This window comes from Stenotrophomonas sp. GW821-FHT01H02A, assembly GCF_059422145.1.
In genome coordinates this window covers 331,250-353,969 of sequence record NZ_JBWKWI010000003.1, presented here as the reverse complement: position 1 = coordinate 353,969, position 22,720 = coordinate 331,250, and the positions used below count along the sequence as shown (strand labels likewise).

Sequence of the window (22,720 nt, the reverse complement as noted above, 5' to 3'; positions counted from 1 at the left end):
ACCGCATGCGTATCTGGGCCGTTGCCAATCAGAAAGGCGGTGTGGGCAAGACCACCACGACGCTCGCGCTCGGCCGCGGCCTGGCCACGCAGGGCCACCGCGTGCTGCTGATCGATCTGGATCCGCATTCTTCGCTGACCCGCGCCTTCGGCGTGCCGCTGGACCCGCCGCCGCAGGGCGTGCTGGAACTGTTCGGCGCACCGCCGGCCGAGCTGTCCACGCTCGCCCACCCCAGCGCCATCCCGGGCCTGGACTACGTCTGCGCGCAGGCGGCGCTGGCCACGCTGGAACGCCGCAGCGCCAACCAGCCAGGCCTCGGCCTGGCCCTGCAGAACGCGCTCGGCCGCCACCAGGGCCAGCACGACTACATCCTGCTGGACTGCGCACCCACCCTGGGCCTGCTGATGATCAACGCGCTGGCCGCCGCCGACCGCCTGATCATCCCGACCCAGGCCGAGCCGCTTGCTCTGCACGGCCTAGATGGCATGGTCCGCACCGGCGAAATGGTCGAGCGCTCGCGTCGCCGCCCGCTGCCGATGTCGATCCTGCCAACGCTGTTCGACCGCCGCACCCGCGCCGGCAACGAAACCGTCAAGCTGATGCAGGACAAGCATGGCCACCGGGTCTGGGAAGACGCGATTCCGGTCGATACCCGCATCTGCAATGCCGCCAGCCTGACCGTACCGCCGCAATCGGAGGACTACCCCGGCCGTGGCCTGGCGGCCTACCGGCGTGCCCTGGAATGGATCCTCGCCGACGACGCGCAGCAGATGGAGCGCGCGGCATGAACACCGCCGGCGTACTCGACGATTACCTGGAGCAGCTGCTCGGCGATGCAATGCCCGCGCCGGTGGAGGCGAGCGTTGTTGAAGCGGCGCCTCCGACCGCCGAAAAGAGCACCGCCGGGATCGTGCCGGTGACGGATGAGGTTGCGCTCGCACCAGGTTTCAATGACCTGCTCGATGAGCTTCGCAACGACCCGCTGCTGAGCGGCGCCATGACGCTTCCCGCGGCCGGCACCACCGCCGGGGCGGAGCAACCAGCGGCGGTGGCCGAGGCGGCCGCGCCGGCACCCGGCTTCGACGACCTGCTCGATGAGCTGCGCAATGATCCCCTGCTCAGCGGTGCGATGCCCGCGCCCGCCGACGAAGCGCGCCCAAGCTGGGACGACCTGCCGCCTGAGGTCGTCTACGAAACCGAACCCGTGGCCGTAGGCGCCAGCGCGCCTGCAGCAGCACCCACCCCGGTGGTGCCGCCCGCCCCTGCGCCGGTCGCGGCGCCTGCCCCTGTAACCGCCGCTGCCGCGCCAGCAGCACGTGCAACGGTTGCCCGGCCGATGCCTGCCATGCCGCCGATGCCGGCGGCGACCAGCGCCCGCGCCGGCACGCCCTCGTTGGCGCAGAGCCGTCCCGGCAGCTGGGAGGAACTGCAGCGCCAGGCCCGCGACCCGGCCTCCAGCCCGCGCGAAAACCGCCGCGCCAGCGAGCGCACCTCGCGCTGGCTGCGCCTGCGCTGTGGCGCGCAGGCCTACGCACTGGAGCTGCTCAAGGTCCAGGAAGTGGTCCTGCCGGTGCCGTTGCTGCCGCTGCGGGGCACCTCGCCGGCGATGCTGGGGATCATGAACCTGCGCGGCCAGGTGGTGCCGGTGATGGACCTGGGCATCCACCTGGGCAGCAGCGCGGCGGGCAACGATGCCAACACCCGCATCGTGGTGCTGGAAGAGAACGGCGAAACCATGGGCCTGCGCGTCTCGGCCGTGGAGGACGTCGCCAACCTGACCGACTCCCAGATCGAGCCCCCGGATACCGCCCGCATCTGCCAGATCTCCAACGACCTGTTCCGCGGCGTGGCCCGTGGCGGCGCCCAGCCGATGATCCTGCTGGATGCGACCCAGTTGCTGAACTGACCGCCGGAACGGCTAAAGCTTCCCGGGTTATTGCCGTTATAGACCTCGGAACCGTTTGTCCGGAGCAATGATGAGCACTGTGGCCCTGGGTGATGATCTCGGTATCGAGACCAGCACCGAGCTGAAAACCCGTTTGGCCCCCCTGGTGGACCAGGCCGGCGATCTGACGCTGGACGCCAGCCAGATCGGCCGTATCCATACCGCCTCGGTGCAGGTGCTGTGCGCATTCGTCGAGGCCCGCCGCAAGGCCGGGCATCCCACCGGATTCCACGGTTGCACCGCAACCTTCCGTGATGCCGCGCGCCTGCTCGGCGTCACCCAGGCCCTCGGCCTGGATGCACCCCATGACAACCTGAAATCTGTGGAGAACGCTGCATGAGCGCACGTATCTTGGTGGTGGACGATTCGGCGTCGATGCGCCAGATGGTCTCTTTCGCCCTCACCTCGGCCGGCTTTTCCGTCGAGGAAGCCGAAGACGGCGCGGTCGCCCTCGGTCGTGCCAAGGGCCAACGCTTCAACGCGGTGGTCACCGACGTCAACATGCCCAACATGGACGGCATCGCACTGATCCGTGAGCTGCGCCAGCTGCCCGACTACAAGTTCACGCCGATGCTGATGCTGACCACCGAATCGGCCGCCGACAAGAAATCCGAAGGCAAGGCCGCCGGCGCGACCGGCTGGCTGGTCAAGCCGTTCAACCCGGAGCAGCTGGTCGCCACCGTCCAGAAAGTCCTGGGCTGATCCCGCTTCGCCCTTCCCTCCCCTCGCAACCGGACACCCCGCACCATGAGCATGGATCTGCAACGTTTCCACGCCACCTTCTTCGAAGAAAGCCGCGAGGGGCTGGATGCGATGGAAGCTGGCCTGCTGGCGCTCGAATCGGGCCAGCAGGACCCGGAGATCATCAACTCGGTGTTCCGTGCGGCGCACTCGATCAAGGGCGGTGCCGGCACCTTCGGCTTCGACGCGATCGCCGCGCTGACCCATGTGCTGGAAACGCTGCTGGACGAACTGCGCGCCGGCAAGCGGGCACTGGAGCCCGCCGCGGTCGACGCGATGCTGGCCTCGGTGGACGTGCTGCGCGCCCTGCTGCGTGAAGCCGAACACGGCCAGCCGGCGGATCCGCAGGCGGTCGCCGACGTCAAGGCACGCCTGGAAGCGGTGCTGTCCGGCCAGGCTGCCGCAGCGGCTCCGGTCGCGGCCGCGAAGGTGGATGACACGCCCGAAGCATGGCGGATCGGCTTCGTGCCGGCGCCGTCGCTGTTCATGAGCGGCAACGACCCGCTGCGCATCATCCGCGAGCTGGAACACCTGGGCTCGCTGCAGGTCGCCGCACGCCTGGACCGCCTGCCCGGCTTCGACCAGCTCGATCCGCTCGAAGCGCACCTGGCGTGGGACCTCGGGCTGGTCGGCAAGGTGCCGCGCAGCAAGATCGAAGACACGTTTGCTTGGGTCGTGGACGACTGCGAACTGGACATCCGCCCGGCCGCGCCACCGAGCCTGGCCACCCGCGCGCCGGTCGAGGCCAAACCCGCAGTCGCCGCCCCCGCCGCCGCACCGGCCGCAGCAGCACCGGCGGCCGCCGCCGCACATGAAGCAGAAACCTCGATCCGCGTCAGCGTGGACAAGGTCGATGCGCTGATCAACCTGGTCGGCGAACTGGTCATCACCCAGGCCATGCTCAAGCAGGTTTCGCATGCGCTGGACCCGGCGCAGGCCGAGCAGCTGCTGACCGGACTGGACCTGCTCGAACGCAATACCCGCGATCTGCAGGAAGCGGTCATCGGCGTGCGCATGCTGCCGGTGGATGCGGTGTTCCGCCGCTTCCCGCGCCTGGTCCGCGATCTGTCCTCGCGCCTGGGCAAACACGTGCGCCTGCGCACCATCGGCGAAGGTACGGAGCTGGACAAGGGCCTGATCGAAAAGATCGCCGATCCGCTCGTGCACCTGGTCCGCAACTCGATCGACCACGGCCTGGAAATGCCGGACGTGCGTCGCGAGGCGGGCAAGGACGAAACCGGCACGATCACGCTGGCCGCGTCCCACCAGGGCGGCCACATCGTGATCGAAGTCAGCGACGACGGCCGCGGCCTGAACCGCGACAAGATCCTGTCCAAGGCGCTCGAGCGTGGCCTGAGCGTGCCCGACAACCCCACCGACGCACAGGTGTGGGACCTGATCTTCCAGCCCGGCTTCTCCACCGCCGATGCCGTCACGGATCTGTCCGGTCGTGGCGTCGGCATGGACGTGGTCCGCCGCAACATCCAGGCACTGGGGGGCGAAGTGCAGCTGGAAAGCCAGGCGGGCAACGGTACCCGCGTGCTGATCCGGCTGCCGCTGACACTGGCGATCCTGGACGGCATGACCGTGTCGGTGGCTGGCGAAACCCTGATCCTGCCACTGGCCTACGTACTCGAGGCACTGCAGCCGCAGGCCGACGATGTGCGCACCATGGCCGGCGAGGGTCGCGTGCTGCGGGTCCGCGGCGAGTACCTGCCGATCCTCTCGCTCAGCGAGTACTACGGCTACGGTGGGCGTGCGCTGGACGATCCGCTGGTGGTGGTGGTTGAAGGCGATGGCCAGAAGATCGCGCTGGAAGTGGACGAACTGGTCGGCCAGCAGCAGGTCGTGGTCAAGAACATCGAGAACAACTACCGCCGGATCAGCGGCGTCTCCGGTGCGACCATCCTGGGCGATGGCCGCGTTGCGCTGATCGTCGACATCGGCGGCCTGGTGCGTTCGCTCAAGGTGCCGCAGGCCGCGTAACGCTGCTGCCATCACGCTGGCCCCGACGCCGCCGCTCCCCCGGGAGCGGCGGCGTTCGTTCGTGCACGCACGGTTGCGATCCGTGCGGCCAGTCCGCCCGAAAACTGTGAACTTGATCGGCACGCCGCTCAGCGATGCTCGCCTGCAACCGTTCGCCAAGGTATGGCCTGCCCGCGCGAAACCCTTGCAGCAGAAACCATTCCGCGTGTACAGCGCCGGTCGACCGCTGCGAAAAAAATGTGACGAAGCGCTATCAAGTTGCGCGTGCCCGACGCCGCTATCCGAAGTAGCGACCACGGCAACCGTCGCGCCGCACCCCTCCTCCCACCCCGCTGATTCCGCCCAGCACCCCACGGCTGTGCGCCACTGCCCTGCCCGGAGTTTCCACCATGAAGTGGTTCCACAACCTGCCCATCGCCCGCAAGCTGGCGGTAGGCTTCACCCTCACGACGTTGATGACACTCGCCCTGGGCAGCTTCGCGCTGGTCCGCCTGGGCGAGGCCAACGCACAGCTGCGTGCGATGAGCACCAACGACATCCCGTCGGTGCAGCATCTGGGCGAAGTGCGCGCGCAGCTCGGCGAATTCCGCACCTACGAGATGGCCCAGCTGACCGTGCTCGACAAACCCGACGCGGTTGCCGACTACGACAAGCGCATGGCCGATACCGGCAAGGTCGTCAACGCCGAACTGGCCGCCTACGCGGCGCTGCCGGCCGGCGCCAGGGAACGTCAACTGTATGACGTGGTCGCCGCGCGCACCGCGGACTACTTCAAGGCCAACGGCCTGATCAAGGACGCCATCGCCGCCGGTGATGGCGTCACCGCCCAGCAGATCTCCGATGAGCAGTCGCGCCCGGCACGCCGCGCCCTGTTCGCCGCGCTCAAGGAGCTCGGTGAGTTCAGCAACGGCCTGATGGCCAGCCGCATCGAGAGCGCCAACGCCACCCACCAGAACAGCATCTACGCCATCATCGGCTGCATCGTGCTGCTGTCGCTGCTGGCCGCGGTGATGGGCGTGGTGATTTCGCGCGCCATCACCCGCCCGCTGGGCCAGGCCGTGCACGCCATCCAGTCGGTCGCCCGCGGTGACCTGTCGGTGAACATCCAGGCCACCAGCCAGGACGAAGCCGGCAAGATGCTGGCCGCCACACGCGACATGACCGTGATGCTGCGTCGCTTCTCCGAGCAGACCCAGCAGATGGTGGAAATGCATGCCGGCCCGGACATCAGCCACCGCATTCCGGAAGACTTCCCGGGCGTGTACGGGCAGCTGGCCGTCGGCATCAATACGGTGATCTTCGAGCATCTGGACTCGATCAAGGACGCGATCAACGTCCTGAACCAGTACGCCGCCGGCGACCTCTCGCCGAATGCCCGCCGCCTGCCCGGCACCCGCGCGATCCTGCACGAATCGATGGACGCGGCCAAGGCCAGCCTGCTGGCGATCAACACCCAGATCCAGTCGCTGGCCCAGGCCGCCGCGGCCGGCGACTTCACCCAGCGTGGCGACGCGATGCGCTTCGACCACGACTTCCGGGTCATGATCGAGAACCTCAACACGATGATGCAGGTCGCCGATGGCAACCTGTCCCAGCTCTCGCACCTGCTGCAGTCGATCGCCAACGGCGACCTGACCGCCCGCATGCAGGGCGAGTTCCACGGCGTGTTCGCCTCGATGCGTGACGATGCCAACACCACCGTCGCCCAGCTGACCCAGATCGTCGGCCGCATCCAGCAGGCCTCCTCCAGCATCAGCACCGCGGCCGGCGAGATCGCCTCGGGCAACAACGACCTGTCGCGCCGCACCGAGCAGCAGGCCGCCAACCTGGAAGAGACCGCGGCCTCGATGGAGGAACTGACTTCCACCGTGCGCCAGAACGCCGAACACGCCCGCCAGGCCAACCAGCTCGCCATCGGCGCGCACAGCGTTGCTTCGCAGGGCGGTGAGGTGGTGGGTCGCGTGGTCAGCACCATGCACGAGATCGACGCCTCCTCGCGCCGCATCGCCGACATCATCACCGTGATCGACGGCATCGCGTTCCAGACCAACATCCTGGCGCTGAACGCCGCGGTCGAAGCCGCCCGTGCCGGTGAGCAGGGCCGTGGTTTCGCGGTGGTTGCCTCGGAAGTGCGCACCCTGGCCCAGCGTTCGGCCGGCGCGGCCAAGGAGATCAAGGGGCTGATCGACGACTCCGTCGGCAAGGTCGCCGAGGGCTCGCAGCTGGTCAACCAGGCCGGCGCCACCATGGGCGAAATCGTTGCGTCGGTGCAGCGCGTGACCGACATCATGGCCGAGATCTCCGCCGCCTCGCAGGAACAGTCCGCCGGCATCGACCAGGTCAACCAGACGGTGGTGCAGATGGACGAGACCACCCAGCAGAACGCCGCGCTGGTGGAAGAAGCCACCGCTGCCGCCCGTGCGATGGAAGAACAGGCCACCCAGTTGGCCGATGCCGTGGCGATCTTCCGCCTCGACAACCAGGTGGCGCAGGCGGTCAGCGCGGTGACCGCCCGCGCGGTCGCCGAGATGCCGCCGATGCGCCGCGCCAGCCGCCCGGCAGCCACGGCCCCGTCCGGTGCCACGCCGGTGCGCGCCGTGCGCAGCACCCCGGCCGATGACGGCAACTGGCAAACGTTCTGAGTTTCCAGGGCGATCACCCGATCGCCCGCACCTCCTTCCCCTGCGAGTCCGCCCGTGTCCACGCCCCCCGCCAACGCCGCTTCACCGAACGCCCGCGAATTCGAGTTCGCCGACCGTGATTTCCGCCGCGTCTGCGAGCTGATCTACCAGCGTGTCGGCATTTCACTGGCGCCGGCCAAGCGCGACATGGTCTACGGCCGCCTGTCGCGCCGCCTGCGTGCGTTGGGCATGCGCAGTTTCAGCGAGTACCTGGACCAGCTCGAAGCGCACGGCGGCGACGAATGGCAGGCCTTCACCAATGCGCTGACCACCAACCTCACCGCCTTCTTCCGCGAGCCGCACCACTTCGAGAAGCTGGCCGAGGAACTGCGCCTGCGCGCTGGCCAGGGCACCCTGCAGCTGTGGTCGTGCGCGGCGTCCACCGGGGAGGAGCCCTACTCCATGGCGATCACGGCGTGCGAAACCTTCGGTACGCTGAAGCCGCCGGTGCGCATCCTGGCCACCGACGTGGACACCCAGGTACTGGCCACCGCCAGCCGGGGTGTCTATGCGATCGACCGCGTGGCCGGGCTGGACCCGGCCCTCCGCAAGCGCTACTTCCAGCGCGGCACCGGCCCCAATGAGGGCCATTGCCGGGTCAATCCGGCACTGCGCGACCTGATCGACTACCGCCCGCTCAACCTGCTCGCCAACCGCTACGACGTCGGCGGCCCGTTCGATGCCCTGTTCTGCCGCAACGTCATGATCTATTTCGACAAACCCACCCAGCGCGGCATCCTCTCGCGGCTGATCCAGCACATGGGCGATGACGGCCTGCTCTACACCGGCCACTCGGAGAACTACCTGCACGCCGCCGACCTGATCCAGCCCTGCGGCCGCACGCTGTACAAACGCGCGCCGGGAGCGCCGGCATGAGCCTGCCGATCCGCAACGACGACGTGATGCGCTACTTCGACAGCCGCTTCCAGGTGACCGCGGCCAAGCTGCTGCCGACCCAGTACCTGGCCGTGGACGACAACACCGCACTGACCACCACGCTGGGCTCCTGCGTGGCCGCCTGCCTTCGCGACCCGGTGCTCAAGATCGGCGGCATGAACCACTTCCTGCTGCCCGAGGGCAACATCGGTGATGGCGCGCCCGCGCGTTACGGCAGTTACGCCATGGAACTGCTGATCAACGACCTGCTCAAGCGCGGCGCCCACCGCAAGCGCCTGGAAGCCAAGGTGTTCGGCGGGGCCAACGTGCTCAAGGGCTTCACCAGCAATCCGGTCGGCACCCGCAACGCCGAGTTCGTGCGCCAGTACCTGCAGGCCGAGCACATCCCGATCATCGCCGAGGACCTGTGCGGGATTCATCCGCGCAAGGTGTGGTTCTTCGCCGATACCGGCCGCGTCGTGGTGCAGCGCCTGCCGCACGCCCATGAAGCGGAAGTCGCGGCGACCGAGTCCGCAGTGCGCGCCCGCCTGTCCAAGGCCCCGGTCACCGGTGGCGTGGAGCTGTTCGAATGACCCACGGTGTGCCTTGCAAAGTCCTGATCGTCGACGACTCAGCGGTCGTGCGCCAGATGCTCAGCGAGATCCTCGCCAGCGATCCCGGCATCGAAGTGGTCGGCACCGCTGCCGATCCGCTGCTGGCGCGCGAGAAGATCAAGCGCCTGGCCCCGGACGTGATCACGCTGGACGTGGAAATGCCGCGCATGGACGGGCTGGCCTTCCTGGAAAACCTGATGCGCCTGCATCCCCTACCGGTGGTGATGATTTCCTCGCTGACCGAACGCGGCGCGGATACCACCCTGCAGGCGCTGGCACTGGGCGCGGTGGACTTCGTCTCCAAGCCGAAACTGGATGTCGCCCGTGGCCTGCAGGGCTATGCCGACGAGATCATCGCCAAGGTCAAGATGGCTGCGCGCTCGCGCGTGCGCACCCTGGCCCGGCCCAATCCGCCGCGGATCACGCTGGGTGCGGTTGCCACCACGCCCACCCCACGCTCCATCCAGTTCCGCACCACCGACCGCCTGATCGCCATCGGCGCCTCGGCCGGGGGCACCGAAGCCCTGCGCGTGGTGTTGGAAGGCCTGCCCGCCGACGCCCCGGCGGTGGTGATGACCCAGCACCTGCCGGCACAGTTCAGCACGCCGTTCGCCGAGCGCCTGGACCGCCATTCGGCGATGTCGGTACGCGAAGCCAGTGACGGTGAAGCCGTGCTGCCCGGGCATGCCTACCTGCCGCCGGGCGGCAAGCACCTTCGCGTGATCCGCGATGGTGCCCGCTGGCGCTGCCGGATCGACGATGGCCCGCCGATCAACCGCCACAAGCCGGCGGTCGATGTGCTGTTCCGGTCCGTGGCCGAGAGCGCCGGAGCAAACGCCATCGGCGCGATCCTGACCGGCATGGGCGACGATGGCGCGCGCGGTCTGCTGGATCTGCGCAACGCCGGCGCCCCGACCCTGGTGCAGGATGAAGCCACCAGCGTGGTCTGGGGCATGCCGGGCAGCGCGGTGAGGATCGGCGCGGCGGAGGAAATGGTGCCGCTGGAGCGGATCGCCGAGCGGTTGATGGCGTTGGCGCGCAGCTAGCGCCTGCACTGCGATGGCGTTGGCACGCGCCTGAGTCCCACAACACCCGGATGGCCTGAGCACGCTAATAGCACCTTGTACAGCCGGGCTCAGCACTGCCGCGGCCCGCCCCATCCAAGTCTTCCCGAACGACTGGCAATACCGCTGATCGGTATGACCAAGGCATGGTTCGAGCAGAAAGAGGCAGTTCGCCAGGAGCCACCCCGGCGCTGATCGCGCGGCCGGTCTTCCCCTACCGGCGCACGCCGCCTGCTTGACTCGCAAGAATCTGGGCGCCCGCTCAGCCCACAACCGTGCCCGCGCCACCAACCGGCAAGTAGCCATTCTGTTCAGGACACTGAAAAACCGCGTCAGAACTACTCACATCGCTCAATAATCCGAAATCAACGATTGAATAAATCAAGGTACTTGATTCCGTCCTCAAGGCGCTGACGGAAATGTTCATTTCTAATCGCAGGCAACACATCTAGACGATCGCCGAGTCGCAGCAACCTATCGGCTTCAGCCGTGAAAGTTCCAACATGTACGACCCTTCTGCTCCTACAAAACTCTTCTTCAAACGATACAAGATTCGCCTCTTTGACGACCAGAGCCAGGCCCCAGTCACCCACTGTGAAAGCTAGTGGCCAAGGATCGCGCTGATTGACGACTCCATATTCAACGGCCACCGGGTGAAGCGGGAAGAGATCGGCGTCAACAACTATTCCGACAGAATCATCACAAAAAATCGCGATAGCGTCAGCCAACCCATCGCTCAAGTCACATGCGGCGAAAACCTGCTGAGCCTCGCGCAACTCTGATGCCAGCTGAACATCCGCCCGTGGGAACTTTAGAATATCTATCAGCTGTTCACTGCGCGGAAGAGAGCCATCGGTCAATGCAGACATCGCTGCTGCTGCACCCCCGAGTCTACCTGTTACGTAGAGCCGATCCCCGGGAGCTGCCTTCTTCCTCGACCAGTAGTGATCCTTAGATACGCGCCCGATTGCAGCCCCCACAACCTGAGGCGCATCTCCCTCTTTTGTATCCCCACCCACAAATCGCACTCCATGCTCCTCACACGCATCTCGGCATCCGAGCACGATATTTCGAGCATCATCCGCGGAAAATCCCGGCGGAAGGACGAGCGATATCATGACCGCATGAGGCTCGGCCCCACCAGCAATCAAGTCACTGATGTTTGCTACGGCAGCCAATCTCCCCCAAACCGAATAATCCAAAACTCCGAGCGCAAGAAGTACCGGCTTTGGCGCACGGTCAATTTTGAATGCTACATAGTCACTAAAACCAAGATCGATGACACTTACATCGTGACCAAACCCATTCATAAACCCGACTGACTCATGGAGCAAAGGAAGCAAAGAGCTAATAAACCCCTTCTCACCCAGGTCTTTCATCGTTGACCCAATCACGCCAAATACCCAAAAAGAGTGTTCAACCGCTGGCGATTCTCAGCGCCATCCCCACCAATTAATTCGGATACTTTAGACAGTTTACCTGCCTCAACCTCCTTCTCAAGACGCTCAAGCTTAGATCGAAGATCATTCATCTTTGATTCCATCAGTCCGTATGTCGCCAATGGCGGTATCGCTGCAGTGGCCAGCAATAAAGCTACGAAGACCATTCCGAACCTTTGTAAATCAGTCACCTTTTTTTCCACCGAGACAGCTCGAGCTGCCAGCTGATTCAAGCCACTTCGAACAGGTGTTCTCAATTGCTCAGCGATTCCAGATACGCTCCGATGTGCCGTGCTAGTTGGCTCGCCAACCGAGCCAAATGCCAATCCACAAACCTTCGTGAATTCGATAGTCGCCAATCGCTCGCCGCGCTTGAGACTTTTTTCACTCGAAGAGAGATTATGAATCATCACAATCACTCGACCTTTATAGCCTGGGTCGAATGGCGGCTGAGCAGTAAGGACCAATCCGTCATACACGTGAAACATCCGGAGCGAAACTTTCGCAGTGAGATCGAGCGGCAGGTGAATAGCCTCGGACGAAAGCACGAAACACAGGCCGTGAGGAGGGATAACTAAAGAATGCCCCATGCCCAAACGCTTAGCCGAAACCGCACCTCCCTGGCCATTACACCCGGAGTAATATTCATCTCCTACCGTCAAATCATATGAGCTGCGCCGAACATTTTCCTTGTTGAAAGGTGAAATTAATCGAGCGCCACTCGATGCCAGCCGAACAATTTCATCTCGCCCAATTATCACCTGACTCAATCCTCAGAAAGATGTCCGCCAACGCCGCCTTCAGCTGCTCCACTGAACACCCTCCCCTCATGCAACACTCGTCTATCGACGGGCTGCCAGGCTTGAGTACCAGCGCCGTCACCGAACCCGGATGCCAAAGTGAGATGGTAACGGCTCCTTCCGCCGAAACCGACACTCGGTGTAGATCAAATGCTTTGGCAAAGTATGACTGCCCAGCGCAATACGTGTTTGATTCCAATCGACAGGCCCCCGTCGAACCAATTCGAGTAGCTCTTACATCGCCATCAGAGCCGTACTCGTATGCGACCAAGGAAAACGCCTCACCTTCTGTCAACTCATACGAATCACTTGAAATGATTCCACTCAGCACCCGAGAGGTGAAATGCGAGCGGTGCGAGTGAATATCCTCAGCAACCACGCTTCCTCCTGGCCAATAGTGCAACCTCAAGACTTCACTGTCAGAATCGAACGGCAAGATAACTTTCAAAAATCCCAACGGATGCCAGTATGATTTTGCCGCGAGAACTGACATTGAGTCCGGGCAGCCGCTCAATTCCTTAAGAAGGAAATAAATAGACCTCGTTGAGGGCAAGCGGCAGGCCGAATCTCGCTTCCATTCTTCGTAACGCGGTTCCATGGAAGGTCTCCACCATCGCCGAGAGCATCAGAAAACGGGCCCGGCTTATGCCGGGCCCCAATCATCCTACATCACTACATCAGCAAATCGCGTCAGGCAGCAACCGTACCGGCCACGTCCTGATAGTCCTCGATCTGGTCGAAGTTCATGTAGCGGTAGATGTCCTTGCTGCTGGCATCCAGCACGCCGATGTCGGCCATGTACTCTTCCTTGGTCGGGATCCGACCCAGGCGCGAGCAGATCGCGGCCAGTTCGGCCGAGCCCAGGTACACGTTGGAGTTGCGGCCCAGACGGTTCGGGAAGTTGCGGGTCGAGGTCGAGAACACCGTCGCGCCCTCACGCACCTGCGCCTGGTTGCCCATGCACAGCGAGCAGCCCGGCATTTCCATGCGGGCGCCGGCGGTGCCGAAGGTGCCGTAATGGCCTTCCTTGGTCAGCTCCGAGGCGTCCATCTTGGTCGGCGGGGCCACCCACAGCTTGGTCGGGATGTCGCGCTTGCCTTCGAGCAGCTTGGCGGCTGCACGGAAGTGACCGATGTTGGTCATGCACGAACCGATGAACACTTCGTCGATCGCCGCACCGGCCACGTCCGACAGCGTCTTGACGTCGTCCGGATCGTTCGGGCAGGCCACGATCGGCTCGTGGATGTCGGCCAGGTCGATCTCGATGACGGCGGCGTACTCGGCATCGGCATCCGGCTCCAGCAGCTCCGGGTTGGCCAGCCACGCTTCCATCTTCTCGATGCGGCGCGCCAGCGAACGGGCGTCCTGGTAACCCTCGGCGATCATCCACTTCAGCAGCGTGATGTTGCTGGTGAGGTACTCGATGATCGGCTCCTTGTTCAGATGCACCGAGCAACCGGCCGCCGAACGTTCGGCCGAGGCATCGGACAGTTCGAACGCCTGCTCGACCTTCAGGTCCGGCAGCCCTTCGATTTCCAGGATGCGACCGGAGAAGATGTTCTTCTTGCCGGCCTTGGCCACGGTCAGCAGACCGGACTTGATCGCATACAGCGGGATCGCGTTGACCAGGTCACGCAGGGTCACGCCCGGCTGCATCTTGCCCTTGAAGCGGACCAGCACCGATTCGGGCATGTCCAGCGGCATCACGCCGGTGGCGGCCGCGAAGGCCACCAGGCCCGAGCCGGCCGGGAATGAAATGCCCACCGGGAAACGGGTGTGCGAGTCGCCGCCGGTGCCGACGGTGTCGGGCAGCAGCATGCGGTTGAGCCAGCTGTGGATCACGCCATCGCCCGGACGCAGCGAGATGCCGCCACGGGTGGAGATGAACTCCGGCAGGGTGTGGTGGGTCTTGACGTCCACCGGCTTCGGGTAGGCCGCGGTGTGGCAGAACGACTGCATCACCAGGTCCGCCGAGAAGCCCAGGCAGGCCAGGTCCTTCAGCTCGTCACGGGTCATCGGGCCGGTAGTGTCCTGCGAGCCGACCGAGGTCATCTTCGGTTCGCAGTAGGTGCCCGGGCGCATGCCCTTGCCTTCCGGCAGGCCACAGGCGCGGCCGACCATCTTCTGCGCCAGCGAGAAGCCCTTGCCGGTATCCGGCGGGTCCATCGGCAGGCGGAACAGATCGGTCGGGGCCAGGCCCAGCGCCTCACGCGCCTTGGCGGTCAGGCCACGGCCGATGATCAGCGGAATGCGGCCACCGGCGCGCACTTCGTCGAACAGCACGTCGGACTTGACCTTGAATTCGGCGATGACCGCACCGTCCTTGAGGGCCTTGCCATCGTACGGACGCAGCTCGATCACATCGCCCATGTTCATCTGCGACACGTCGAGTTCGATCGGCAGTGCGCCGGCGTCTTCCATGGTGTTGTAGAAGATCGGCGCGATCTTCGAACCCAGGCACACGCCGCCGAAGCGCTTGTTCGGAATGAACGGAATATCTTCGCCGGTGAACCACAGCACCGAGTTGGTGGCCGACTTGCGGCTGGAACCGGTACCGACCACGTCGCCCACGTAGGCCACCAGGTGACCCTTGTCCTTCAGCGATTCGATGAACTTGACCGGGCCGCGCTTGCCGTCTTCTTCCGGCTCGATGCCATCACGCTTGTTCTTCAGCATCGCCAGGGCGTGCAGCGGAATGTCCGGGCGGGTGGTGGCGTCCGGGGCCGGCGAGAGGTCGTCGGTGTTGGTTTCGCCGGTCACCTTGAGCACGGTGATGGTCAGGCTTTCCGGCACCTGCGGACGGCTGGTGAACCATTCCGCATCGGCCCAGCTCTGCAGCACGCCCTGGGCGTTGGCGTTGCCGGCCTTGGCCTTTTCCTGCACATCGTGGAAGGCATCGAACACCAGCAAGGTGTTCTTCAGCGCATCGGCGGCGATCGCGCCGACGGTGGCGTCGTCCAGCAGCTGCACCAGCGGGGCGACGTTGTAACCGCCGAGCATGGTGCCCAGCAGTTCGGTGGCGCGCTCGCGCGTGATCAGCGGATCGACTTCGCTGCCCAGTGCGATCGCGGCCAGGTACGAAGCCTTGACCTTGGCAGCGTCATCGACGCCGGCCGGCACGCGGTGGGTCAGCAGTTCCAGCAGGAACTCGGCTTCGCCGGCGGGCGGGTTCTTCAGCAGCTCGATGACGTCGGCCGTCTGCTGGGCGCTCAGCGGCAGCGGCGGGATGCCAAGCGCGGCGCGCTCGGCTACGTGGTGGCGGTAGGCTTCCAACATGACAACTCCCGGGTGATTCTTTGAAAGAATGCGGTTTAAAAGTATGGGCTCAGGCGTGCGGCACGATCAGCTTCAGGCCCTTGAAGTAGTCGCGGTAAAACGTGTCGTTCCAGGTGATCAGGCCATCGCACTGCAGCAGTGCATGGGCCCCCACCATGAAGTCGTCCAGGCTGCGTCGGCCTTGCCCACGCTGTCGGTGGCGACGCTGCATCTCGCCGGCGCGCAGGGCCGATTTGGCCTCCAGCGCGTTGAAATGGACCCCCATTTCCTCCAGTGCTTCGAGCACTTCGGCACCGCCGCGCAGCGAGGCGCACAGCTCGGCCAGGGTCGCGCCGCAGACCACCACGCGCCCGCCGACCAGGCTCTGGCGCAGGCAGGCCTCCACGGCATCGGCCTGCGGGCCGTTGCTGAGCAGTTCGATCAGCACCGGCGAATCGACGGCGATCATGGCAGGCTCACTCTTCGTCACGGACAGCCTTCACGGCGGCCTCGGACGACTCGAAGCCGTCCAGTGCGAATTTGCCGCGGGCGCGCGAGATCGCATCATCCACGCTCTTGCGCAGGATGATCCGGCCGCCTTCCAGCTCCACGGTCAGCTGGGTGCCCTTGGTCAGCCCCAGGGCGTCGCGCACGGCCTTGGGCAGCGTGATCTGTCCGCGTTCAGCAACAGTGGCTTCCATGGGTAGGCCCTCTTCGGTATGTACGAATTATACATACCTGCGAGGGCATACCGCCAGCATCCCGGGTGCCCCGGGTCAAGCCCGCCGTGGCCGGTGTTCAGAACACCAGCTGCAGCCGCGTGTTGAAGGTCGTGCCCTGGTCAGGGCCGATGTAAGCGCCACTGCGGTTGTCGGTCCGCCAACGGACCACGTCCAGCATGACCCGGCTGTAGTCGTTCAGGTACCAGTTGCCGCCGACCGTCCAGGCCCGGCCGGTGCCGCCGGTGGGCAGGTCCGCGTAATCGACATCCTCGTAGCGCGCCTTCAGTTCGAAGGCGCCATGCCCGCCGGCGGTGACCGGCTCGGCGACCTTGACCTTGCCCCAGGTGCCGGCCTTGGCCGAGTACGACGGCCGCGCGCCGGACACAAACCACCCTGCCCCGACCGCCCACGCCGCATGGTCGAGATCGTAGCGGCCCTGCGCGTCCACCCCCCGCAGCTTCCGCGTGCCCCATTCGCCGCTGGTCCAGAACGGCCCGAAGAAGCCCGCGGCTTCCAGCCCCCATGCATTGCTGCGCTCGGCCCCGGGCAGCGTGCCCGGCGCGATCTTGATCTCATCATTGAAATGGCCGCTGATGGCGGACGAACGCAGCACGCCGGATGCGCCGGCGGATATCTCCTCATGGAACGCCCAGCCAGCCAGATGCACGGTGGCGTTCCTGCCCAGCAGCGGGTTCCAGTGCACGCGCGTGGCCCAGGTCAGGCTGTCGTTGTCGCTGCCGCTGTTGTTGAGATCGTTGCCGGCCACGGAAACGCTGGCGTGCCAGCGCTTGCCGTACACCCGCTCGGTCAGGCCGACCCCGAACAGCCCGCGCTGCGGCAGCATCAGCGTGCCAACCACGTTGCGGTCCTGGAACGGCGTATTGGAGGTGCTGCTGGAACCGTCCAGGCCGCGATCATTGAGGCGGTTGCCGATGGTCAGGTCGGCGGCCTGGCCGAACAGCGTGTGATCCACGCTGGCATACACCGATTTCCATGCCACCGCGTTGTCGGCGAAATCACCTTCGACCACGTAGCCCAGCACGCCATGACGCCCCTCGGCGCCCAGGCGCACCGAGCGGATCTCGGTACCGGACAGATTGCGCGAACCATGGTTCGAACCGGAGGTACTGGACTGGTCCACGAACAGACGGCCACGCGGGCGGAAGGTCGTCTCGCCATCGGCGCTGCTGAACTCCGGTGCCCCCTTGGACCAGGACACCCTGGGGGACGTGGACTGCGCCGTTTCCACCGCGGCGACGCGCTGCTCCAGTGCAGGCGTCGCGGCTGGTGCAGGACTGTCTTCGAGGGCGTGCAACCGCGCCTCGAGCTGCTGGATCTGCAGCGCCTGCTGCTGCACCAGTCGGCTGAGTTCGGCCTGGCTCAGCGGCGCAGGGGCGGTGGTCGACTGGGCGCCGGCATGGCCGCTGGCCAACAGCAGGCCAAGCGCCACCGGCAGCGCTGCGCGGGGCAGCACATGGGACGTATGCATGAGGTCTCTCCGGCCAACCGGCGCTGGCCGGTGCTGGCCCGTTTGCAGTGGTACGGAAAAAGGGGGAGGTCGCAGCCGCGGCGCCGGCCAGGATGGCGGCGCCGCGGGGCGATCGGTCAGCTGGTGGCCGACTGCTGGGCGTTCGGGCGCCAGGTGATGAGGCGGTTCTCGACCACGTCGAGCAGCGCATCGATGACCAGCACGAAGGCGGCCAGGATGATGATGCCGGCGAACACGCCGACTGCGTTGAAGTTGCCCTCGGCCTGCGCGATCAGATAGCCCAGCCCTGCCGAAGCGCCCAGATACTCACCGATGATGGCGCCCACCACGGCAAACCCGACCGAGGTACGCAGCGAGGACAGGATCCAGCTCGCGGCCGCCGGGAAGTACACGTGGCGCAGCAGATCACTGCGGCCGGCGCCGAGGATCCGGGCGTTGGCCAGCACCACCGGGTTCACTTCGCGTACGCCCTGCATCGCGTTGAAGAAGGTAGTGAAGAACACCAGCGTGACCGCCAGCGCCACCTTCGACCACAGCCCCAGGCCCAGCCACAGCACGAAGATCGGGGCCAGCACCACGCGCGGAATCGCGTTGAAGCCCTTGATGAAGGGATCCAGGATGCGCGCCGAACGCCGGCTCAGGCCAAGCCACACGCCGCCGGCCACGCCCAGCGCGGTGCCGATCAGATAGCCCAGCGCGGTTTCGGTCAAGGTGATGTAGACATGCTGATAGAACGAGGTATCCGCCAGCCAGGTGTACATCTGCCGGCAGATGTCCAGCGGGGCCGGGAAGAAGAACGGGTCGATGATGCCCAGCGTGGTGCCGGCCTGCCAGCCACCGAAGACGGTGACGACCAGCGCGATCTGGATGAAACGGTCAGTCCTGGCGTGCATAGCTCTTCTCCACTTCGCCGCGCAGGCAGGCCCAGATATCGCGGTACAGGTCGGTGAAACGTTGGTCCAGCTTGATTTCGGCAACGTTGCGCGGCCGCTCAAGATCGACGTCGAAACTGCGCACGACCCGTGCGGCCGGGCCGGAGGACAGCACCACCACGCGGTCGCCGAGCGCGATGGCCTCTTCCAGGTCGTGGGTGATCAGGATCACCGAGCGGCGATCCTCCTGCCACAGGCGCAGCAGTTCGTTCTGCATCAGGTGGCGGGTATGGATGTCCAGCGCCGAGAACGGCTCGTCCATCAGGATCACCTTGGGCTCCACGATCAGCGCCTGGGCCATCTGCACGCGCTTGCGCTGGCCGCCGGAGAGCTGGTGCGGATAGCGGTGCTCGAACCCGGTCAGGCCCACTTTCGCCAGCCAGGCGGTGACCTTCTGCTTGCGTTCGGCGTCGGCAACGCCGCGGAAGCGCAGGCCGAGCTCGACGTTCTGGTACGCCGTCTTCCACGGCAGCAGCGCGTCCTGCTGGAACAGGTAGCCGACCGACTCCTGCACGCCGACGACCGGCCTGCCATCGATGGCGATCTCGCCGGCCGAGGGCTTGAGCAGGCCCGCCACGGAATTGAGGATGGTGCTCTTGCCGCAGCCGGTGGGCCCGACGATGGCGAGGAACTCGCCGTCGCCGACCTGGATCTCGACATCGCGGACGGCGGTGAAGTCGCCGAAGGACATGGTCATGCGGTTGATGCTGACCATGGTCTGCGCAGGCTCCAGCTGCGGCGCGCCATTGAACTGACGCACGGTGGCATTGAGTGCCATGGGGAGTCTCCCTTGTGGGTTACGGTTGGGCCGCCGGGGTCGCCGCACTGGCGCGCTCGACGAAGGCGTTGGTATAGGTCCTGGACAGATCGATCTCGGTCCCGGCAACGTCCTTGTTGAACTCGCGCAGCACCGCCAGCGGCGTTTCCAGATCGGCGGGAACGAAGCGGCCGTCGGTGGTGAAGATGGCGCGCGCGTTCTCCACCGCACGCGCGTAGGTCTTGCGGTCACCGGAGATGTAAGCATCCGGCAGCGCGGCGACGATGTCTTCGGCGGTGTTGTCGGCGATGAAGCGCAGCGCCATCTGCTGGGCCTGGGCGATCTTGGTTGCAGCTTCCGGACGCTTGTCCAGGAAGCTCTGGTTGGCATACATCACCGACGTCGGGTACAGGCCGCCGTAGACCTGGCGTGCGCCCTCATCGCTGCGGGCGTCGAGGATGATGCGCCCGACCTTGCGCTCGGTGATCAGGGTCGCCGCCGGATCGTAGTTGACCAGCAGATCGATCTTGCCCTGCTCCAGCGCGGCTACCGCGGCCGCACCCGAACCCACCCCGATCAGCGCGATGCTGTCCACCGGGATGTCGTGCTGGGCGAGGAAATGGCGTACGAAGAAGTCCGATGAGGAGCCCGGTGCGGTGATGCCGACCTTCTGGCCCTTGATCGTCTCCGGCCGTGCCGGATCGAAGCTGCCCTGCTCGCGCCCGGCCATCACCAGCCCGGAGTTGCGCGACAGCAGCACGAAACCGACCACCTCCTTGTGCTTGGCCTGCATCTGGATGGTGTGGTCGTAGAAGCCCACCGCCACATCGGTGGAATTGGCCACCAGTGCCTGCAGGACCTTCGAGCCACCCTGGGCGAAGTTCTCGGTCTGCACCTTCAACCCGACCTGGTCGAAGTAGCCGTTCGCATCGGCGATGAAGAACGGCAGGTTGTTGAGGTTGTAGGAGCCGACGCTGATGCGGACCGGTGCGTTGTCCGCGCCGGCACCGCCTTCGGCATCACCTTTGCCGCACGCGACGAGCGCCAGCGTTGCCGCGACCAGCGCGGCCTTGAACATCTGCTTGTACATCATCCCTCCCAGGATTGTGGTGCGTTGTTGCTTTCAGGGGTCCGGAGGGCACACCAGCACGGCGCACCCTCCCGACGAGTCAGGTCATGCCGCGGACGTCCATCGGGTTGCGTCGGTGGCCAGGGGCGAGGTCGCGAACACGCGGCCCTCGAACAGACGGCGGGCGGTACGGACCACGCTGGCCACCACCGGCGCGTTCTCCGAGCTGCGGCTCAAGCCCACATCCAGGGCACCGCTCGGATGTTCGAGGGTAATCCCCACCGGCAGGTCCACACACCCGACGAAAGTGTTGGCCAGGGTGCCTTGCGTCGCGGCCGCGGTCGCGATGCCGACACCGCCGGTGATCGCCAGGGCCGTATGGCAGTGGTGGGGCATGAAGTAGCGGACCTGCAGATCGCCGCCGTGTTCCGGCGCGGACAGCAGCACGGGTTTGGGAATCACCTTGTCGCCGGCATCGGCGATGCCCATGCGTGCGCCGGCCTCGATGCGGATCGCTTCGATCCGTGCCAGCAGCGCGCCGTTCGTATTCAGTTCGGACGGACTCTCGTTGCCGCGCAGGCCCAGGTCACCTGCCCGCATCAGCACCATCGGCATCGCGCAGTCGATCAGGCTCACCGCGATGCCCTGGATCTCATCCTGTGCATTGCCGGTGGGCAGCAGTCGACCGGTGCGCGCACCCGCCGCATCCAGGAACGACAGTCGCACGGGCGCGGCACTGCCCGGTGCGCCGGCGATGCGCGTCTCCCCCCGGTACACCACCTGCCCGCCCGGCGTTTCCACCGTGGCCAGGATGATCTTGCCGGTGTTGACGTTGTGGATGCGCACCTCGGTGCGCGGGTGGCGCGCCGCCACCAGACCCTTTTCGATCGCGTACGGGCCCACGGCCGCCAGCATGTTGCCGCAGTTGGGCGAGGTGTCCACCACGCGCTGTTCGACCTTGACCTGGGCGAACAGATAGTCGACATCCGCGTCCGGCCGGCTGGCACGATCGATGATGGCCACCTTGCTGGTCAGTGCGTTGCCACCGCCGATGCCATCGATCTGCAGCGGATGCCCGGAGCCCATGACCTCCAGCAGCAGGCGGTCACGCCGGGCCGTATCGGCAGGCAGGTCCGAGGCGAGGAAGAACGGCCCTTTGGAGGTGCCGCCGCGCATCAGGACGCAGGGAATGCTGGTGAGATCGTTGGTCATACGTGTGCTAGATTGATGCGCCCGTCAGATCAATGAACTTCTGTGATCCGATACTGGCATGAGCACAATTAATCTGTGAATTGCTCTTTTTTGGATGATTGATACCCCATGAGCATCAATTGCGAAATTCTTGATCTGCGCGCGTTCCTCCTGATCGCCGAGACACGCAGTTTCCATCGGGCGGCCGAAGCGCTGCACGTGTCCCAGCCGGCGCTCAGCCGTCGGATCCAGAAGCTCGAGCAGGCGGTCGGGGCGCCGCTGCTGGAGCGCACGACGCGCAGTGTGTCCACCACCGCGGTCGGCGAAAACCTGCTGCCCCTGGTGCGGCGCATGCTGGAAGAGTTCGACGGTTCGCTGTTCTCGGTGCGGGGCCAGGACGACACCCGGGGTGCCCAGGTCACCATCGCCTGCCTGCCCACCGCCGCGTTCTACTTCCTGCCCAGTGTCATGGCCCGCTTCCACGAGGCGTTCCCGAACGTGCGCTTCCGCATCCTGGACATCCCGGCCACGGAAGGCCTGCAGGCGGTCGAACGTGGCGAAGTCGAGTTCGGGATCAACTTCATGGGTGCCAACGATCCCAATCTGGATTTCGATGTCCTGGCCGAAGACCCGTTCGTGCTCGCCTGCCGCCGCGACCATCCGCTGGCGAAGAAGAAGAAGGTCGAATGGGCCGACCTCGCCCGGCATCAGCTGATCACCGTGCACCGCACCAGCGGCAACCGCACCCTGCTCGATGGTGCCTTGGCGCGCGAGAACCTCAAGCTGAGCTGGCACTACGAAGTGACCCACCTGTCCACCTCGCTGGGCATGGTGGAGGCCGGCATCGGCGTGTCGGTGTTGCCGAAGATGGCCACGCCCGACGGCGAGCACCCGACCCTGGTGACCCGCCCGATCGGCAACCCGGTGGTCTCGCGCACCATTGGCATCGTGCGACGCCGCGGCGCCCTGCTCTCGCCCAGCGCCGAACGCTTCCTGCAGATGCTGATGAGCCAGTGGCGCGCCCAGCCGTGACATCGGCACTACACATGCCCGTGTAACCTTGCGTCCTGAGCCCAAGGGCTGGCACGCCTCCGCCGCTGTCGCATACTGCGAGGGATCGGCGGGCGCAGCGAGCCCGACGGCAGCCGCAGCAGGCGCG

Annotated in this window: 21 protein-coding genes; 10 read left to right on the top strand and 11 right to left on the bottom strand. The window is 65.6% G+C overall.

The genetic code is table 11. From position 1 onward, the window contains the following. Positions 1–5 precede the first annotated feature (5 nt). From AC07WC_RS07150 to AC07WC_RS07110, 9 genes are all read left to right on the top strand, one after another. Entirely contained in the window at positions 6–788 is a 783-nt protein-coding gene (locus AC07WC_RS07150) for a ParA family protein (protein ID WP_495209384.1), read from the top strand. Further along, positions 785–1,906, top strand: a complete 1,122-nt coding sequence (locus AC07WC_RS07145) for a chemotaxis protein CheW (RefSeq protein ID WP_495209383.1) — start codon at positions 785–787, stop codon at positions 1,904–1,906. Before AC07WC_RS07150 ends, AC07WC_RS07145 begins: the two co-directional genes overlap by 4 nt. Positions 1,907–1,976: 70 nt before the next feature. Beyond that, positions 1,977–2,285, top strand: coding sequence for an STAS domain-containing protein (locus tag AC07WC_RS07140; protein ID WP_019182915.1), 309 nt, complete (start codon positions 1,977–1,979; stop codon positions 2,283–2,285). Continuing rightward, positions 2,282–2,647: a response regulator gene (locus AC07WC_RS07135; protein ID WP_088435039.1), complete on the top strand. Its 366-nt coding sequence runs from the start codon at positions 2,282–2,284 to the stop codon at positions 2,645–2,647. The genes AC07WC_RS07140 and AC07WC_RS07135 overlap by 4 nt, the downstream gene beginning before the upstream one ends. 45 nt (positions 2,648–2,692) lie before the next feature. Next, the gene (locus tag AC07WC_RS07130) at positions 2,693–4,672 is read left to right on the top strand and encodes a chemotaxis protein CheA (protein WP_495209382.1); all 1,980 of its coding nucleotides are present in this window, start codon (positions 2,693–2,695) and stop codon (positions 4,670–4,672) included. Between the two features lie 389 nt (positions 4,673–5,061). Further along, positions 5,062–7,314, top strand: a complete 2,253-nt coding sequence (locus tag AC07WC_RS07125; protein WP_495209381.1) for a methyl-accepting chemotaxis protein — start codon at positions 5,062–5,064, stop codon at positions 7,312–7,314. A 54-nt stretch (positions 7,315–7,368) separates the two neighbouring features. Further along, positions 7,369–8,229: a CheR family methyltransferase gene (locus AC07WC_RS07120; protein ID WP_495209380.1), complete on the top strand. Its 861-nt coding sequence runs from the start codon at positions 7,369–7,371 to the stop codon at positions 8,227–8,229. Next, the gene (gene cheD / locus AC07WC_RS07115; protein ID WP_495209379.1) at positions 8,226–8,822 is read left to right on the top strand and encodes a chemoreceptor glutamine deamidase CheD; all 597 of its coding nucleotides are present in this window, start codon (positions 8,226–8,228) and stop codon (positions 8,820–8,822) included. The genes AC07WC_RS07120 and cheD overlap by 4 nt, the downstream gene beginning before the upstream one ends. Beyond that, complete coding sequence (locus tag AC07WC_RS07110) at positions 8,819–9,889, top strand: protein-glutamate methylesterase/protein-glutamine glutaminase (RefSeq protein WP_495209378.1); 1,071 nt, start codon at positions 8,819–8,821, stop codon at positions 9,887–9,889. Before cheD ends, AC07WC_RS07110 begins: the two co-directional genes overlap by 4 nt. Positions 9,890–10,272: 383 nt before the next feature. Here the strand turns inward: AC07WC_RS07110 and AC07WC_RS07105 are convergent, their stop codons facing one another. The 11 genes from AC07WC_RS07105 to AC07WC_RS07055 all read right to left on the bottom strand — a co-directional run bounded on the left by AC07WC_RS07105 (position 10,273) and on the right by AC07WC_RS07055 (position 21,582). After that, positions 10,273–11,286 (bottom strand): thiamine-phosphate kinase, encoded by a 1,014-nt coding sequence (locus tag AC07WC_RS07105; protein WP_495209377.1) that lies wholly within the window; start codon positions 11,284–11,286, stop codon positions 10,273–10,275. An 11-nt stretch (positions 11,287–11,297) separates the two neighbouring features. After that, positions 11,298–12,107 (bottom strand): dCTP deaminase, encoded by an 810-nt coding sequence (locus AC07WC_RS07100; protein WP_495209376.1) that lies wholly within the window; start codon positions 12,105–12,107, stop codon positions 11,298–11,300. Next, positions 12,088–12,744 carry a hypothetical protein gene (locus AC07WC_RS07095; protein ID WP_495209375.1) on the bottom strand — a complete coding sequence of 219 codons (657 nt, stop codon included), beginning with the start codon at positions 12,742–12,744 and terminating at the stop codon, positions 12,088–12,090. Before AC07WC_RS07095 ends, AC07WC_RS07100 begins: the two co-directional genes overlap by 20 nt. Positions 12,745–12,836: 92 nt before the next feature. Further along, positions 12,837–15,422 (bottom strand): bifunctional aconitate hydratase 2/2-methylisocitrate dehydratase, encoded by a 2,586-nt coding sequence (gene acnB, locus AC07WC_RS07090; protein WP_495209374.1) that lies wholly within the window; start codon positions 15,420–15,422, stop codon positions 12,837–12,839. Between the two features lie 49 nt (positions 15,423–15,471). After that, complete coding sequence (locus tag AC07WC_RS07085) at positions 15,472–15,870, bottom strand: type II toxin-antitoxin system VapC family toxin (protein WP_121036709.1); 399 nt, start codon at positions 15,868–15,870, stop codon at positions 15,472–15,474. A gap of 7 nt (positions 15,871–15,877) precedes the next feature. After that, positions 15,878–16,102 carry an AbrB/MazE/SpoVT family DNA-binding domain-containing protein gene (locus AC07WC_RS07080; RefSeq protein WP_121036708.1) on the bottom strand — a complete coding sequence of 75 codons (225 nt, stop codon included), beginning with the start codon at positions 16,100–16,102 and terminating at the stop codon, positions 15,878–15,880. Positions 16,103–16,199: 97 nt separating this feature from the next. Next, entirely contained in the window at positions 16,200–17,612 is a 1,413-nt protein-coding gene (locus tag AC07WC_RS07075) for an OprO/OprP family phosphate-selective porin (protein ID WP_495209373.1), read from the bottom strand. A gap of 116 nt (positions 17,613–17,728) precedes the next feature. Then, positions 17,729–18,505: an ABC transporter permease gene (locus AC07WC_RS07070; protein WP_495209372.1), complete on the bottom strand. Its 777-nt coding sequence runs from the start codon at positions 18,503–18,505 to the stop codon at positions 17,729–17,731. Continuing rightward, positions 18,489–19,322 (bottom strand): ABC transporter ATP-binding protein, encoded by an 834-nt coding sequence (locus tag AC07WC_RS07065; RefSeq protein ID WP_495209371.1) that lies wholly within the window; start codon positions 19,320–19,322, stop codon positions 18,489–18,491. The genes AC07WC_RS07070 and AC07WC_RS07065 overlap by 17 nt, the downstream gene beginning before the upstream one ends. Before the next feature lie 19 nt (positions 19,323–19,341). Further along, complete coding sequence (locus tag AC07WC_RS07060; protein WP_495209370.1) at positions 19,342–20,391, bottom strand: ABC transporter substrate-binding protein; 1,050 nt, start codon at positions 20,389–20,391, stop codon at positions 19,342–19,344. Positions 20,392–20,475: 84 nt separating this feature from the next. Further along, entirely contained in the window at positions 20,476–21,582 is a 1,107-nt protein-coding gene (locus AC07WC_RS07055) for a 4-oxalomesaconate tautomerase (protein WP_495209369.1), read from the bottom strand. 108 nt (positions 21,583–21,690) lie between these two features. Here AC07WC_RS07055 and AC07WC_RS07050 point away from each other — a divergent pair, with 108 nt between their 5' ends. Then, complete coding sequence (locus AC07WC_RS07050; RefSeq protein ID WP_495209368.1) at positions 21,691–22,593, top strand: LysR family transcriptional regulator; 903 nt, start codon at positions 21,691–21,693, stop codon at positions 22,591–22,593. The last annotated feature ends 127 nt before the right edge of the window (positions 22,594–22,720 follow it).

Coding starts and splice junctions, on each gene's coding strand:
- AC07WC_RS07150 (WP_495209384.1), top strand. CDS start 6: ATGCGTATCTGGGCCGTTGCCAATCAGAAAGGCGGTGTGGGCAAGACC.
- AC07WC_RS07145 (WP_495209383.1), top strand. CDS start 785: ATGAACACCGCCGGCGTACTCGACGATTACCTGGAGCAGCTGCTCGGC.
- AC07WC_RS07140 (WP_019182915.1), top strand. CDS start 1,977: ATGAGCACTGTGGCCCTGGGTGATGATCTCGGTATCGAGACCAGCACC.
- AC07WC_RS07135 (WP_088435039.1), top strand. CDS start 2,282: ATGAGCGCACGTATCTTGGTGGTGGACGATTCGGCGTCGATGCGCCAG.
- AC07WC_RS07130 (WP_495209382.1), top strand. CDS start 2,693: ATGAGCATGGATCTGCAACGTTTCCACGCCACCTTCTTCGAAGAAAGC.
- AC07WC_RS07125 (WP_495209381.1), top strand. CDS start 5,062: ATGAAGTGGTTCCACAACCTGCCCATCGCCCGCAAGCTGGCGGTAGGC.
- cheD (WP_495209379.1), top strand. CDS start 8,226: ATGAGCCTGCCGATCCGCAACGACGACGTGATGCGCTACTTCGACAGC.
- AC07WC_RS07110 (WP_495209378.1), top strand. CDS start 8,819: ATGACCCACGGTGTGCCTTGCAAAGTCCTGATCGTCGACGACTCAGCG.
- AC07WC_RS07105 (WP_495209377.1), bottom strand. CDS start 11,286: ATGAAAGACCTGGGTGAGAAGGGGTTTATTAGCTCTTTGCTTCCTTTG.
- AC07WC_RS07095 (WP_495209375.1), bottom strand. CDS start 12,744: ATGGAACCGCGTTACGAAGAATGGAAGCGAGATTCGGCCTGCCGCTTG.
- acnB (WP_495209374.1), bottom strand. CDS start 15,422: ATGTTGGAAGCCTACCGCCACCACGTAGCCGAGCGCGCCGCGCTTGGC.
- AC07WC_RS07085 (WP_121036709.1), bottom strand. CDS start 15,870: ATGATCGCCGTCGATTCGCCGGTGCTGATCGAACTGCTCAGCAACGGC.
- AC07WC_RS07080 (WP_121036708.1), bottom strand. CDS start 16,102: ATGGAAGCCACTGTTGCTGAACGCGGACAGATCACGCTGCCCAAGGCC.
- AC07WC_RS07075 (WP_495209373.1), bottom strand. CDS start 17,612: ATGCATACGTCCCATGTGCTGCCCCGCGCAGCGCTGCCGGTGGCGCTT.
- AC07WC_RS07070 (WP_495209372.1), bottom strand. CDS start 18,505: ATGCACGCCAGGACTGACCGTTTCATCCAGATCGCGCTGGTCGTCACC.
- AC07WC_RS07065 (WP_495209371.1), bottom strand. CDS start 19,322: ATGGCACTCAATGCCACCGTGCGTCAGTTCAATGGCGCGCCGCAGCTG.
- AC07WC_RS07060 (WP_495209370.1), bottom strand. CDS start 20,391: ATGTACAAGCAGATGTTCAAGGCCGCGCTGGTCGCGGCAACGCTGGCG.
- AC07WC_RS07055 (WP_495209369.1), bottom strand. CDS start 21,582: ATGACCAACGATCTCACCAGCATTCCCTGCGTCCTGATGCGCGGCGGC.
- AC07WC_RS07050 (WP_495209368.1), top strand. CDS start 21,691: ATGAGCATCAATTGCGAAATTCTTGATCTGCGCGCGTTCCTCCTGATC.